The organism is Caldithrix sp., from assembly GCF_056497305.1.
The window spans coordinates 1-14,340 of sequence record NZ_JBSMDE010000049.1 but is presented as its reverse complement, the minus strand read 5'-3'; the positions used below and the strand labels follow the sequence as shown (position 1 = coordinate 14,340).

Sequence of the window (14,340 nt, the reverse complement as noted above, 5' to 3'; positions counted from 1 at the left end):
GAAAGCCATGATTCTGGCTGCCGGATTGGGTACGCGGCTCAGGCCCTTGACCAATGACCGGCCAAAGGCCCTGGTTGAAATCTCCGGAAAGACATTACTGGAATGGAATATCCAGCGCCTGAAGCGGTTCGGTTTTACTGAAATCATCATCAATGTGCATCACCATGCACAACAAATTGTAAATTTTGTAAAAGCGCACCACAACTTTGGAATTCATATTGAATTTTCTGTAGAAGAAGAACTGTTAGACACGGGCGGGGGCATTAAAAAGGCACGCTGGTTCCTGGGAGACGCTCCCTACTTTCTGGTTCACAATGTCGATGTTTTAACCGACATGAATTACGAAAATCTGGTGCGATGCCTGAAATCCGGCCAGGCCCTTTCCTGCCTGGCTGTTCGGCGCAGAAAAACCAGACGCTATCTGTTGTTCAACGATCGGATGCGGCTGTCGGGCTGGCAAAATGTGGAAAGCGGGGAAAAGCGCCTAACCACAAAAAAGGAACAGCTTTTACAAGCCTTCTCCTTTATGGGCATTCAGGTAATGCGTCCTCAGATTTTTGATTTCTTTCCTCAAAAAGAAAAATTTCCGCTCATTAATGCTCTGTTGGACATGGCCCAACAGGGGCTTACCATTTCCGGCTATCTGGAACAGAAAGCCCGCTGGCTCGATGTGGGCAAAAAGGAATCGCTCCCGCTGGCCAGGGAATTTGTTAAGGACTGGTTGTAATCCGTTTTTACTTTTTTCATCCCTGCAGACAGGCGGTTTAATACTTTAATAAAAAGTTTAATGCTTTAGCGTAGAAATTTTTTACTGCTTTATTAAAGAGAACTTTGAATTGGGATATGCTTCATTTCAACAATCAGGATTTCCGCTCGCTTCAACAGATGGGAGTAAACGGTAAAAGGATCCATTGGAACTAAGAATGACAGAACCGCCTGAGCACAACCTTCCCTACCATAAAGGAAATCGTAGCTTTACTATGAATGGAGAAACGCATTTCTATTTTGCAATCATCACAAATCTGCCAGGCTACATGCGTTTTGATTAAGCCAATTTATCAGAATGAAACTGAAAATTTGTAAAACATGCATTGAACATGAATAACGTTCTAAAAGAGAGCCAGAATTTTAGCCCAGATAATCATCAGGATCATGGCAAAAGGATAAACCGTAGCGTACAAAATGACCGGTCTCTGAGACTCGGTCATACTGGTGGCAGCCGCCAATCCGGGGCTTGAGGTCATTCCTCCGCTGATGATTCCCATCAATTCCAGCAAATGCAAACCATATTTCTTTCTGGCCCAGATGGTAACCAGGATCATGGGGAAGAGCGTAATCAGAGCGCCCATTAGGATCAGCCTGGGACCGGAGGTTTTCAAAATTTGTACAACCTGGGCGCCCGCTTTTGTGCCTACCACGGCTAAAAAGAAAACCAATCCCATGTCGCGCATGAACGTAATAATGGGCACCGGAACCTGCCATATTATGGGTCCTACTTTTCCGCGGTTGCTGAGAATGAGCCCGGCAAACAGAACCCCTCCGGTTAACCCCAGGCTAAATGAAAAGATGCGACCAATGGAAAAAGGAACTAAGCCGATTAACACACCGATTAAAATACCCATGGTAATTGCGAATACATCGCCGTATTCTACCTTTTTCATTTCATCGCCAAAAAGCTTTCGGATTTGTCCCATTTGATCTGCCTCGCCCACCACGCGGATACGATCGCCCCATTGCAATTTTAGAGTAGGTTCGGCGGTAAATTCAAGTCCGCCGCGCCGGACGCGCGTGATGTTGGCGTTAAAGCGCTGACGCAAATTTAGTTCGCCAATGGTTTTACCCACAATGTCGCGATTGGTTAAGATAAATTTACGCGATTCAAAATGACTGACATCCGGCAACGGTTCATCGCTCTCCTTTCCCAGAAAGGGGATGATCGCCTTAAGCTGTTTTTCATCTCCAATGATGCGCACCACATCCCCAACGTGTAACTCCGTTTTGGGGCCGGGAATAATGATCTGTCCTTTTTGAGAAATGCGTGAAATAACAGTACCCGTGGTTTCAAAAAACTGTAGCTCTTCTAAAGTCTTACCATCCAGGGACTGATTGGTAATTAAAACCTCTTTGCGTAAAATGGGTCTTCTCTTCTTTTCCTCTTCTTTCCTGATGTTCTCTTCTTCTTCACTAATCTGTTTTCGGAAAAGCGTGGGCATTAATTTAATAAAAAGGATGACTCCGATAACTCCAAAGCTATAAGCCAAACCATAACCGGTGGAGGTTAGGGGAGAGCCGGTTGCTTCCTGAGCAGCTGCTAAGCCGGGCGTGCTGGTTAATGCTCCAGTAAAAAGTCCAACGGCCATGGGCATTGCAATATGTAGCAGTTTGGCCAGAGCAAGGGTGAGTAAGGCGCCAAAGGAGATGAGGATAAACACAATCAAATTTAATTGAAAGCCCTGTTTTTTAGAGATGTTAAAAATAGAAGGCCCGGCCTGCAATCCAATAGCATAGATAAACAAAATTAGGCCCAGAGTCTGAAATTCATGGGGCAGGCTAAAACCATAATTGCCAAAGGCCATTGCTACAAACAGAATAGCCGACGTTTCCAGCGAAAAGCCCAAAACACGGATGCGTCCCAGAATAAATCCGCTTACAATGATCAAAAAGAGCAGAAAAACAGGATGAGTGTGCAGATATGTTGAAACATCCATTGATTTAGATTCTCCATGCTACATTGTGCAATTTTTTACAAACTTAATACTTTTTCCAACAAGAAACAATATTAATACCTTTTGCCAGGTACCCCATCCTGTTCTTTCAGGCTCCGATCCATCACGCCCCCATCACTAAAACCACAGTACCGCAACAATTAATCTTCTGTAAAAAACGTAGCAAAATAATGAATGCATATAAGGGCCACCTCCATGACCAAAATTGAATCCCAAGTTTTTTTTAAAAACTGCGAACGGTGTATTTAAGATAAAGCCAGCACGAATGTCATTCCATTCCCGCAAAAATGGGGCGAGGTGTCAATGTTTTTTCTTTCATCCGAGAGAGCTTTAAACAAAGAGCAGCACAACAATGGGAGCACCATTTGCTAACCAACGCTGTATTGTTAAAGAGCTCCCACTTTTTTAATAAACTGCGCAAAACCGTTGTTTGTAAATAAACCTGCTGAAAGTCAAGTTTTGCACCAGGATTAAAGGATGGCCTCGATTGAGCGCTCCACGGAAAGTCAATTCACAATTTTCAGGTACAGATTCCTGGCCCCAGAAAAATCTAACCATGTCAATCCTGCAATCAAAAAAATCACGGTTCATAGTCCATTGTTGGATATGATGGGTTCTGGTGGGAAATATTCTTTTGCCAATACAAGATTTCTTTAACTGCCAAAGCCAACAGTTCTAACCATGTATATAAAAAACACATCACCATACATAAAATGGTTTTCATCGTTTGGTACTTAATAGCGTTGTATTCTCCATAATAGCTTTACTTTCTTTGTTAAATAAATTCACAAAAAGAACATCCATTTTTTTTCCATGAGTCCACTCTAAAAAGGTATTATTATCGAATTTTATTTAAATTACATCAAATATCTTCGTGTTAATCCCTGAAATTCGTGGTTTTTATACTAAACTCTTCCATTTTTTCAAAGAAAAATCACAAAATTTTCTCTTAAATTTCACAAAGCTATGAATATTTATTTTTAAATTTTAAAAAGTGTCTGGGCTCAAATACCTCTTCTCAGGATGAAATGCGTGTTCGGTACAAATCCGGACGAATGACCTTTTTAATTTGATTCAGATCAATGGGCCGGCCCAAGAAAACGCCCAGTTTTTTCAGCTCCGTTTCCGGTTTCTGGATGAGGGTGTTAAAATCTATTTTTAAAAGTTGTACATTGGTCTTTTTTGCCAGATAGTGGTGAATTTGCAGTAAATGGTTGGCCAGCTGACTGCGTATCGGGCCGGAAGCCTCTGAAGTTTCGGTACGCTTAAGCATTTTATTTTGAGAGGCTATGATTTCGTCCAGATTACGATGCATGAAAATGATTTTGTAAACAAAGTCGTCGGGCAAATAGATGAGGAGGGGCGAAACGATTTTAACCACCTTGCCACGGGCTAAGGACAGCCAGCGCTGATCTTCTTTTAATTTTTTTACAGCCTGGTATTCAAAGTAGCCTTGAGGATTGTTCTCATCTGGCTGGCGTAGGCCATCTGTAAGTAGCGGAAAACCAGCTTCATGCAAAATTTGCATCATCAAACTGGTGCCGCTACGCGGTAATCCACTGACTACAATAATCGTATTTTTATTCATATCTTTCATATTTATCGCAAAATTGGCGCAACTAAAAACACTTCGTCCCGTAAACAGCAAATAGGACATTCATCAACCTTCAGGAGGTTTTTATGTTACACCCCATTTACCGCCGTTTTTTTGTTACCTTTCTGGTGTTGCTAAGTTTTTTAGCCATGGCTTTTGCACAGGAAAAGCCGCGTGCCGACTGGTCAGCATTCAGTAAACAATTGGTCCGTTCTGTCACTTCGCCCAATGCCGGAGTACGGGCTTCCGCCATGCAGCAGATCATTCGCTATCACGATAGCCTCGATGTGTACGCCGCCCGTTTCGATTTGATGGACATTTTTTTAGAGTCCAATGATCCTGGCGTACGACGTCTGGCGTTAATTGCCCTGCACAAGATCAACAGTCGTTTTGACCTGGGCTACCTGCAGCTTCACTATCCTTACGAAAAAGACGCAAAAATTAAACGACAGGTAGCCGCTGTATTACTGGATGCAGGATACCAGATAGCCAACCGTTAATGGCTTCTTTGTTCTTAGATTTTAAAGGCCCCCTTGTGGGCCTTTATTTAGATTTATCTTACTTTTTTATGTAAAGACCCCGTGTTTCAAAATCAAATTAATACTTCTCTTCTGCACCAGGCACTTTATTTTTTAGCAAAATAAATTTAAAATAAAATGAAAGGCTGGTAAAATCAAAATCTTCTTTCAGTGATCTCCGTTTTGTATCCTGTCCAACAAAATTGCATCAAAAACAAAAGTTCTCAAACAAGACGAAAATAAGCGGAGGGAAATAGATGAAACCAATCGAAGTCGATGATTACAGTTTTGAACAGGTGGTTCTGAAATCTGATCTGCCGGTGTTGGTAGATTTTTGGGCGCCCTGGTGTGCGCCGTGTCGGATCATTGCCCCTGTTCTGGAAGAAATTGCCCGTGAATATGCCGGACGGGTAAAAATCGTTAAGCTAAACACAGATCAAAATCCGCAGGTAGCGGCCCGTTACAATATTATGGGCATTCCAACCTTATTGCTGTTTAAGGACGGCGAAGTAGTGGATCAAATGGTGGGCGCTGTACCAAAACACATGATCACAGGAAAGCTGGATTATTACACGGCCAGCGCCAGTGTTATGAACTAAAATGAGAGGAGCTGAAAATGGGCTTTTTACAGGAAAAAGACAAAGAATATATTCGTAATCTGTTTTCCGGCTTAGAAAACGAAGTGGTCATCAGCAATTTTACGCAGGAGATTGAATGCCAGTACTGCCGTGAAACACGCCAGATTCTGGAAGAGCTGGCCGAGCTGAGTGACAAAATCACGCTGAAGGTTTACAATTTTGTCACCGACAAGGAAGCCGCGGAAAAATATGCCATCGATAAAATTCCGGCAACGGTCATTGAAGGTCAGCAAGATTACGGAATTCGCTATTACGGCATTCCTTCCGGCTATGAATTTTCATCAGTTATTGAAGATATTGTGGATGTTTCCAAAGGGGATTCGGGGTTAAGTCCGGAATCACGGGAACTGGTGAAACAAATCGATGCGCCGTTGCGTTTACAGGTCTTTGTAACGCCGACGTGTCCCTACTGTCCGCGTGCGGTGCGCCTGGCCCATAAAATGGCTATTGAAAACCCGAACATTGTAGCGGATATGGTAGAAGCAACGGAATTTCCACATCTTTCGATGCGTTACAATGTGCGCGGTGTGCCGCGAACCATGGTGGGCGAAGATCATGCGATCGAGGGGGCATTGCCCGAGAGACAATTTATTGAAAACATTGTGACCTATTTTAAATCCATGAAGCAATAATTGAGGAAGGACTTTTTTTATGGGAGTAAGTAAAATCAACAAGCGTTTCTTAACCCTGGGAGTAGCCGCAGCCCTGGTAATTTTTTTAACTATTCTCATGTTGAACGGCGCTAACAATACGACCAAAACCGTAAAGGCATCGAGCCCAACACAGTCGCAAACCGTTGCTCAACAAGCCAATCAATATCCAGAAGCTCCGGGGTTTACGCTTACCGATTTAAGCGGCAAAGAGGTGAGCCTGAGCGATTTCAAGGGCAAGGTTGTGTTTTTAAACTTCTGGGCTACCTGGTGTCCTCCATGTCGTAGAGAAATCCCGTCTTTTATTGAGCTGGTAGATAAGTACAAAGAGGATGGTTTTGTTGTCCTGGGAGTGGCTGTTGATCCGCGGGAATTTGAGAATGTGGACAAAGTAAAACCCTTTGCTCAACAATTGGGCATTAACTATCCCATACTTTACGATAGTAAAGGGGTGTCCCAGCTTTACGGAGGCATTCGTAGCATCCCGACCACCTTTGTCATTAATCGGGATGGAAAAGTAGTACAACGCATCGTTGGTTCAAGGCCTAAAGATGTGTTCGAGGGTATTATCAAAGATTTACTGTAGGATTCTCATAAACTTCCTCCCCTAAAAAGCGTTCTGAAAAAGATTCAGAGCGCTTTTATTTTTTACTGGAATCCGATGCTCCCCTTTGTTAGATTTCATGTTCAGCAAAGCACAGAATGAGCCATTTAAAAAAAGGAATTGAATGTCCAGAATTAAAATAGAATTTGAAGAATATCAGCTGTCCAACGGTTTACACGTCATTTTGCATCAGGACCGCACGGTGCCTATCGTGGCGATTAATTTGTGGTATCGGGTGGGCTCGCGCAACGAGCAGCCCGGCAAAACCGGCTTTGCCCATTTGTTTGAACACATGATGTTCCAGGGAAGCCAGCATGTTCCGCCGGAAATGCATTTTCAACTCATCCAGAGCGTGGGCGGCACACTGAATGGTTCCACCTACTTTGACCGAACCAATTATTACGAAACACTGCCCTCGCATTATCTGGAAATGGGATTGTGGCTTGAATCGGATCGCATGGGATTTTTACTCCCGGCGCTCAACGAGGAAAAATTCAAAACGCAGTTAGAGGTAGTCAAAAACGAACGACGTCAGCGTTACGAAAACCAGCCCTACGGCTTATGGCTGGAAAAGATTCTGGAGCTGGCCTACCCGCCAGATTATCCCTATCACTGGCCGGTTATTGGTTACATGAGCGATCTGGAAAGAGCCACTCTGGACGATATCCGCCAGTTTTTTAAAACCTATTATGCGCCAAACAATGCCAGCCTGGCGCTTTCCGGCGATTTCGACATTCCCAAAGTCAGGCGGCTCATCGCTCAATACTTCGAGGAGATCCCTCCTTACGAAAATATTCCCGGAGTGGAAAGCCATTTTGACGGTTACAATCAAGGACAGAAAGAAATCGAAGTTGAAGACCATGTTCAATTACCGCGCTTGCATTTTGCCTATCATTTGCCGGGCATTTCTTCTGCTGAAGTGTACCATGGCGATTTCATTGCCAGCGTTTTAAGTGGCGGTAAAAGCTCCCGTTTCATTCAAAAACTGGTTCAGGAAAAACAAATTGTACAGGACATCCAGACCTTTGTCCTGCCGATGATTGATACCTCCCTGTTTTTTATTGTGGCCACGCCCAAACCCAAGCAATCGGTACAGCAGGTTCGCCAGGAAATCGATCAGGAGGTGGAGCGACTGTCCAACGAGCTTGTTTCCGAACAGGAAATGGAGCGCGTCAAAAACCAGATTGTGGCTCAGAAAATACGGGATTTGCAGTCTGTTTCGGTGCGGGCGGACATGCTGAACATGTACTTTACCTACCATGGTAAAACAAGCCATTTAAATGAAGAAATCGATCACTATTTACGTATTAGCGCTTCGCATTTACGGGACACTGCCAGACAGTATCTGGTTCCGGAAAATCGCGTTGCTGTTATTTATTTGCCTAAAGAAAATAAACTGAGGTAATAATGAGCCTGAAAATCAATAGAGAAAACATACCCCAGCCCGGCCAACCCAGGCCGTTTCATTTTCCTGAATTTGAAATTCACAAGCTGCCGGATGAATCGCAGGCTATTGTGGTGCACAAAGACCATTTGCCCCTGGTAAATGTTTTGTTTCACCTTAATTTGTCCCCCCTGGACGATCAGCCAGGTAAGGAAGGGCAGGCCAACTTGCTTTCTCTGCTTTTGCTGGAAGGCAGTAAAAGGTTCACCAGTGCGCAGATTGCCCAACAATTTGAAACACTGGGCGCTCATTACAATACACACCTGGGCTGGACCGGATTTTATTTTGAACTAAATATTTTAAAAGATCATTTGCAACGCGGACTGGAGCTGAGCAGCGAGATTCTCCACCATTCGGTTCTGCCGGAAAGAGAGTTCAGTCGCTTGAAGCAGGAAGCGTTGATCGATCGCTTGCAGATTAAAGATATGCCAGGCAGGGTGGCCAATGAGCATTTTCTGCGTCACCTTTTTAAAAGACATCGTTACGCCTTGCCGATCGAAGGCCTTTCGTCATCCTTGCAAAAGATTGAATTGCAGCAGCTTGAATCTCTGTACCAGAATACGTTTTTAATGAGAAAACCAACTCTGATTTACACCGGAAATATTCAACCGCCAGAAGCGCTTGACCTAACAGAGCGCTATTTTACACGAGCAAGGCGAACGACTGTGGCGCCTGAATTGGAACTACCGGTAAATCCTCCTGAAAAGCAGAACATTTTATTCATCCACAAGCCCAGGGCAGCGCAGATTGAAGTACGGGTCGGGCAGTTTATGCCCCCGCGTCAACACCCTGATTTTTTCAAACTAAAACTGATGAACGAAATTTTAGGAGGCTATTTCCTCTCCCGCTTAAATCTTAACTTACGGGAGAAGCATGGTTTTACCTATGGCATTCATTCCAATCTGGTATATCGCCCCGGTGTCGGTTTACTGATGATCTCTGCTTCCATCCAGTCGGAATTTATTGCACCTGCCCTGCAGGAAATCTTTAAGGAACTGGCGCGTTTGAAAGAAAAGGGCGTAACCGCTGACGAACTGCGCAGCGCTGCCGGCTACTTAATTGGCGTTTTCCCCACTGCTTTTGAAACGATTGATCAGATCAGCGATGCCATTGCCAACATTGTTACCTACGATTTACCGCTGGACTATTACCGTACGTTTCGCGAAAAACTGGCCGGCATTACGATGGAACAGGTTAATCAGGCAGCCCAAACCCATATCAACCCACAGGCCATGCAGGTGGTTCTGGTTGGCGATCGTGATCAGGTGGGAAAAGCACTGAAGGACCAATTTGAAATCCAATTTTTTGACCTCGATGGAAATCCATTGGATTAAAACATGAATACTCTGGAAAAAGCTCTGGAAATTTCTCTAAAAGCTCATGCGGGGCAAAAAGACAAAGCAGGCCAGCCCTACATCTTACATATCCTGCGGGTTATGCAGCAGGTCACTTCCCTTCCCGCCAAAGTCGTAGCCCTGTTGCACGATGTGCTGGAAAATTCTGACATGCAGATTGAAGACCTGGAAGGGGCCGGCTTCGACCGAGAAATTTTACAGGCTGTGCTTGACCTGACCAGAAAAGAAGAAGAAGACTATTTTGAATATGTGCAGCGTCTTGCTCGCAATCCTCTGGCTGCTCAGGTGAAAAAGGCCGATTTGAAGGACAATCTGGATGTCTCCAGACTAAAGGTAATTACCGATGAAGATGCAGAGCGTTTGAACAAATATTTAAAGGCGCTTGCCATGTTAGAGGAAACAAAAACTTGAGGAAAGAACCATGTTTGCTGACAACGAACCGAGCATGGTTTTTCATTCGCGAGGCAATATTGAATTATTGAGTCAGAACAAATTAGCCATCTTTGCTTCCAGACACACTCCGGATCCACTCATTCCAGCCATTGAAGAGGTTTTCAAAAACCTGCTTAGGTTGCCGATCAGTCTGGCCGGCGGCTGGCAGTCCCCTGTCGAAAAACGGTTATTGCGTCTGTTTGAACCGCGATTACCGGCCAATGTCATTCACTATTTTGCCCGTGAGATTAACGATCTTAAACTGACGCCCCGACAAATGGCTTTACTGAGCGAACAAAAATTGTTGATCATCGCTCCGGAGACGACCAGTAAAAGGGCCAACCAGCAACTGGTTGCCAAACGCGATGCGCTTCTTTTTGCTCACTGTTCTAAAATCCTCTTTTTTTACATCGAAGAAGGCGGCCGTTTACAGGCTTATTTTGATCAGTTGCAACAAAAACCTTACTCCCTTTTTTTGCTTGACCATCCTTTGAATGAACTCTTTTTTTCTTCCAATGTAGCGCTGTTAAATCGGGATAATCTGGAAACACTGCTGGCTGTTCGGGGTTAAATAAAATGTTTTTAGCAGGTGCGGAATCTTTCGCAATCCGTTCAGAAGAGGCCTCAACCGCTGCCATTTTTCAATCTCAGAACTAAATAGCGCTTAAGGCGTTAAATGTTCCTGTGAATTTGAACGGATAGCAAAAAATGTTAATCAGATCAAAGCGTTGTACTTGAAAACGTTTCATATTAAATTACTTTCCTGGCTAAACGCATAAAGCAAAAGGAAGCGTCAAATGACAGAAACCGGCATTCAATTAAAAACCACAATTTCAGAACGCCAGAGACTATTGATTTTGTATGAAAGGTACCGCCACGATTACGAAAACAACATGAATCGCCTGTATCGTCAATTACGTAAACTTCTCATCAAAACCAACATCAATTTCAATATTAAATTTCGTTTAAAATCCTTTGATTCCTATTTTCAGAAGCTGATTCGTTACCGGCAAAAGAAAATCAGCCCTATCATTATTAACGATCTGATCGGACTGCGCATCATTTGTCCTTTTTTAGAAGATATTGAACAGGTCGAGGCCCTTATTCGAAATCATTTTAAAGTTATTGAAATTGAACACAAAAGCGCGGGCAAGCCGCTTAATGAATTCAGCTATGAGTCCATCCATCTGACCGTTGAGCTACCGGAAAACCAGTTTAATGGTTTCATCCCTTACAGCGGGCGAACCTGCGAAATCCAGTTACGAACTATCCTGCAGGATGCTTGGGCCGAGGTGGAACATGAGCTCATTTACAAAGCCAATTTTACCATGCTGAACGAGCCCATCAAACGAAAGTTGGCCTCGTTAAATGCCACGCTAACCTTAAGCGACATTATTTTTCAGGAAATTCGGGACTACCAGAAAGCCATTAAAACCTTACGTGAAAAATGCGACTACACCATGACGCAAAAGATTCTCTTACCCAATGGCACGGTTATTCCGGGCAATGGACACGAAGCCTACAAAGAGATCGAACTGCCCTCGGCCATTATCTCCAAATCAAACATTGAGCAGCAACTCTTTGAAGCTCTGGAAGCGCACAGCAAGCAGCAATTTCCCAGAGCCATCCAGATTTACACGCAAATTTTAAGGCAGAAATTAAAACCCGCCATTCGTTCGATTGTGTACAATCATCGGGGCATGGCCTATTTTGTGCAGGGCGACTACGAGAAAGCCATTAAAGATTTTACCCAGGCCTACAAATTTGATTCCCAGAATCTGCGCGCTTTAAATAACCGCGGTCTGGCCTACCGCATGCTTAAAAAATATGATCTGGCCCTAAAGGATTTTGAACACTCGCTGGATGTCGATGCCTATCAGCCTGAGGGCTATCACATGCGGGCATTGACCTATTTTGATTTACAGGACTTTACCAATGCTCTGGCCGATTGCAATAAAGCCCTGAATCTAAAACCAGACTACCTGCCGGCCCAATCCCTCAAAAAGCTGATTGTTTCTAAAATGAGTTTTTAAGGAACAAAACGCCAGACGATTTTGGAAAGAATCGCGGTCTCTTTCAGGGTAACTCCAGAACCGGCTGTATCCAGTACCTGGTTGATTACCAGATAGAAATCACTGCCCACCACCGGAATCCAGCTCAAGCGAAAATTCAAGAGAATCTCCTGGTCTTCATTGTTCCACTGCCCGTACAACGAAGAGATGAGTTTGGGATTAAAGGCGTATTCGATGCGACCGCCAAGCTCGTGGGTTGTAAATTGGAGGGGCTCAAATTTTAACAAATTCCACTCATAATCGCCGCGTAAATTCAGATGCCGGTTCACATTAAAGCGTAACATGAATTGGCTGGATAGGCGCTGCCCCTGGTAGTAACCGCCCCAGCTGGTAGAATTTCCAATAAACCAGCGCCGCCCGCCAAAACTGTAAAATTGCAGCTCATGACGCGTATTCCAGTACCGACCGGGCTGGATTTGTAATGTGTCGTGCAGAGTGAAGGCTTCCTGTGGATAGTCAAAAAAACGTTGAATATTGTATTCGAACCAGTCGCCGCTTTTGGCGCCAATCCCTAAAGGCCGCCATTCGGCTTCAAACGATTCCAGGGCGCCGGTTTCATTGTTCCAGTAGTAATCCACGTCCAGTGGCTTGAATTCCAGTTTACGTACCCAGGGTAAAAAAGCAGGACGAGGATTCAGTTGAAGTTCAGTGTACAAATGGCGGTAGTTTGTACGCCGCAAAAAGCCGATTTCCGGATTAAAATGCTGTTCCACCACACGATAGGCCAGATCGTATTCAATGAAATCATTCGGCAAACTCAAGTACACTTTGTAGCCTAAATTGTTCTTATTGAGCCCCCCTCTGGTGTGGGAACCGGCCAGCGCAGCGCCAAATCTCAAATTTTTGTCGCCTAAAAAATTGGAGGTGGAATACCCGAAATCAAGACCGCCCACATAATTGGAGGTATCTGCGGCTGCTTTGCTGGTGGCAATGATTCCCACGTAGGACTGTTCCAGCACATCCTGCTTAATGCGCAGGGCCGAATAATTGGTCGATTTTAAATCGTTCTTTTTAGCCGTCTGAATGGATAAAAGCCCGATGTTGGTGCGTCCCTGTTTGCCCAGCAAGCGAAGGCCGCCAATAATGGGCACCTCTTCGCCTTCATGTAATCCAATCCGCCTGCTGTAAAAAACCTGCGCTCTGCGGTCTAACTTGAAGTCGAAAACGGAATTACCCTCTAAAAAGAACTGGCGTTTTTCGGGATAATAAAGGGAAAAGCGCGTTAAATTGATCCGCGCCCGATCGGCCTCAACCTGGGCGAAATCGGTATGCACGGTTAAGTTGAGTTTAATATTGGAGGTAATGCGATAATTCACATCACCGCCCAATTTGCTCACCTTGTCCAGTCCGCTTTCCGATTCCTGTTGCAGGCCCAGGGTAGCATAGGGTTTAAATTCCCAGGGGTCCGGATTGGCAATGTTCTTTAAGCCCGTTAAAGTGCCGGCCAGGGAGAGCATTTCCAGGTCGTAATCGCGAGACCAGGCCTGCCAGAGAACCTGCTCATTTTTGCGTCGTATGTTGCGTTCGAAGTTAATACCCCAGGTTTGTTCCTTTTGTCGGGGGAAATTTAAGGTGGAAAATGGGATGACCAGTTCTGCAAACCAGCCCCTTTCATTGATCTGTGTGGCGACATCCCACACGCCATTCCAGCTGCGGTTAATATAGCGACCTTCATCGGAAATCAAGGCGTCGTGGCGGGCGCCGTTGGGGTTGATGATGAACAAGTACCCGCTACGCTTTGAATGGTAGGGATCCAGAACGATTTCAAAGTTGTCATCGTTACGTGGGAAAAAATCGCGCTTCATCTCTTTAGCGCTGATTTTTTGGGGCTCGCTGTCGTAACACCAGACGCCGATGTACAGCGCTTTTTGATCGTAAACCACAGCTACTTCGGTTCTTTCTGTGGCGGGTTGCCCTTCCTGTAGCTCTCTTTGTGTAAAATTGGAAATTTTGGGCGCCTTCTGCCAGCATCGTTCATTGAGCCGGCCGTCTATACGGGGTGCCTTTTTCACACGAATTGCCTGAATCACATCCGGATAAGTTTTGCCATTACGTGCCTGTGCCGGCAAAACCAGGGTTAAAAAAGCAATTAGAAAGAGAATAGAGATTCGCATACGAACGTTTAGATTCCTTTCACCTTAAACCTAAATGAAAAGGCTGAAATTACAACTTTCCGGAATTGGTTCAAAATTTTTTCGTTAATCGAAAGCAGAAGCGCCGTAACCTGTAATCGACTACAGAGAACACAGCAAAGCCAAGAATGTACAAGAGAGCAATATTTAATTAAAAATTACGAATTACGAATTA

Annotated in this window: 14 protein-coding genes; 11 read left to right on the top strand and 3 right to left on the bottom strand. The window is 44.5% G+C overall.

The window, feature by feature from the left end:
• The first annotated feature begins 7 nt into the window (after nucleotides 1-7).
• Complete coding sequence (locus ACWB0I_RS04070; protein ID WP_479386779.1) at nucleotides 8-727, top strand: nucleotidyltransferase family protein; 720 nt, start codon at nucleotides 8-10, stop codon at nucleotides 725-727.
• Nucleotides 728-923: 196 nt separating this feature from the next.
• Complete coding sequence (locus tag ACWB0I_RS04065; RefSeq protein WP_479386761.1) at nucleotides 924-1,049, top strand: hypothetical protein; 126 nt, start codon at nucleotides 924-926, stop codon at nucleotides 1,047-1,049.
• Between the two features lie 60 nt (nucleotides 1,050-1,109).
• Here the strand turns inward: ACWB0I_RS04065 and ACWB0I_RS04060 are convergent, their stop codons facing one another.
• Together ACWB0I_RS04060 and ACWB0I_RS04055 are read right to left on the bottom strand one after the other, a co-directional pair.
• A complete protein-coding gene (locus ACWB0I_RS04060) occupies nucleotides 1,110-2,708 on the bottom strand; it encodes an aspartate:alanine exchanger family transporter (RefSeq protein WP_479386760.1) in 1,599 nt (532 codons plus the stop codon).
• A gap of 1,036 nt (nucleotides 2,709-3,744) precedes the next feature.
• Nucleotides 3,745-4,383, bottom strand: a complete 639-nt coding sequence (locus tag ACWB0I_RS04055) for a sulfotransferase (RefSeq protein WP_479386759.1) — start codon at nucleotides 4,381-4,383, stop codon at nucleotides 3,745-3,747.
• Between the two features lie 23 nt (nucleotides 4,384-4,406).
• Here ACWB0I_RS04055 and ACWB0I_RS04050 point away from each other — a divergent pair, with 23 nt between their 5' ends.
• The 9 genes from ACWB0I_RS04050 (at nucleotide 4,407) to ACWB0I_RS04010 (ending at nucleotide 11,994) form a co-directional block, all read left to right on the top strand.
• Entirely contained in the window at nucleotides 4,407-4,820 is a 414-nt protein-coding gene (locus ACWB0I_RS04050; RefSeq protein WP_479386758.1) for a hypothetical protein, read from the top strand.
• Nucleotides 4,821-5,095: 275 nt separating this feature from the next.
• Nucleotides 5,096-5,437 (top strand): thioredoxin, encoded by a 342-nt coding sequence (gene trxA, locus ACWB0I_RS04045; protein ID WP_479386757.1) that lies wholly within the window; start codon nucleotides 5,096-5,098, stop codon nucleotides 5,435-5,437.
• A 17-nt stretch (nucleotides 5,438-5,454) separates the two neighbouring features.
• The gene (pdo, locus tag ACWB0I_RS04040) at nucleotides 5,455-6,108 is read left to right on the top strand and encodes a protein disulfide oxidoreductase (protein WP_479386756.1); all 654 of its coding nucleotides are present in this window, start codon (nucleotides 5,455-5,457) and stop codon (nucleotides 6,106-6,108) included.
• 19 nt (nucleotides 6,109-6,127) lie between these two features.
• Nucleotides 6,128-6,712 (top strand): TlpA family protein disulfide reductase, encoded by a 585-nt coding sequence (locus ACWB0I_RS04035; RefSeq protein ID WP_479386755.1) that lies wholly within the window; start codon nucleotides 6,128-6,130, stop codon nucleotides 6,710-6,712.
• 142 nt (nucleotides 6,713-6,854) lie between these two features.
• Nucleotides 6,855-8,135, top strand: a complete 1,281-nt coding sequence (locus tag ACWB0I_RS04030; protein WP_479386754.1) for a M16 family metallopeptidase — start codon at nucleotides 6,855-6,857, stop codon at nucleotides 8,133-8,135.
• 2 nt (nucleotides 8,136-8,137) lie between these two features.
• A complete protein-coding gene (locus ACWB0I_RS04025) occupies nucleotides 8,138-9,508 on the top strand; it encodes a M16 family metallopeptidase (RefSeq protein ID WP_479386753.1) in 1,371 nt (456 codons plus the stop codon).
• Nucleotides 9,509-9,511: 3 nt separating this feature from the next.
• Nucleotides 9,512-9,940 (top strand): GTP pyrophosphokinase, encoded by a 429-nt coding sequence (locus ACWB0I_RS04020; RefSeq protein WP_479386752.1) that lies wholly within the window; start codon nucleotides 9,512-9,514, stop codon nucleotides 9,938-9,940.
• Between the two features lie 10 nt (nucleotides 9,941-9,950).
• Nucleotides 9,951-10,532, top strand: coding sequence for a hypothetical protein (locus ACWB0I_RS04015; protein WP_479386751.1), 582 nt, complete (start codon nucleotides 9,951-9,953; stop codon nucleotides 10,530-10,532).
• Between the two features lie 226 nt (nucleotides 10,533-10,758).
• Nucleotides 10,759-11,994: a tetratricopeptide repeat protein gene (locus ACWB0I_RS04010; protein ID WP_479386750.1), complete on the top strand. Its 1,236-nt coding sequence runs from the start codon at nucleotides 10,759-10,761 to the stop codon at nucleotides 11,992-11,994.
• Here the strand turns inward: ACWB0I_RS04010 and ACWB0I_RS04005 are convergent.
• The gene (locus ACWB0I_RS04005; RefSeq protein WP_479386749.1) at nucleotides 11,991-14,147 is read right to left on the bottom strand and encodes a DUF5916 domain-containing protein; all 2,157 of its coding nucleotides are present in this window, start codon (nucleotides 14,145-14,147) and stop codon (nucleotides 11,991-11,993) included. The two genes, ACWB0I_RS04010 and ACWB0I_RS04005, sit on opposite strands and share 4 nt — an antisense overlap.
• Nucleotides 14,148-14,340 lie beyond the last annotated feature (193 nt).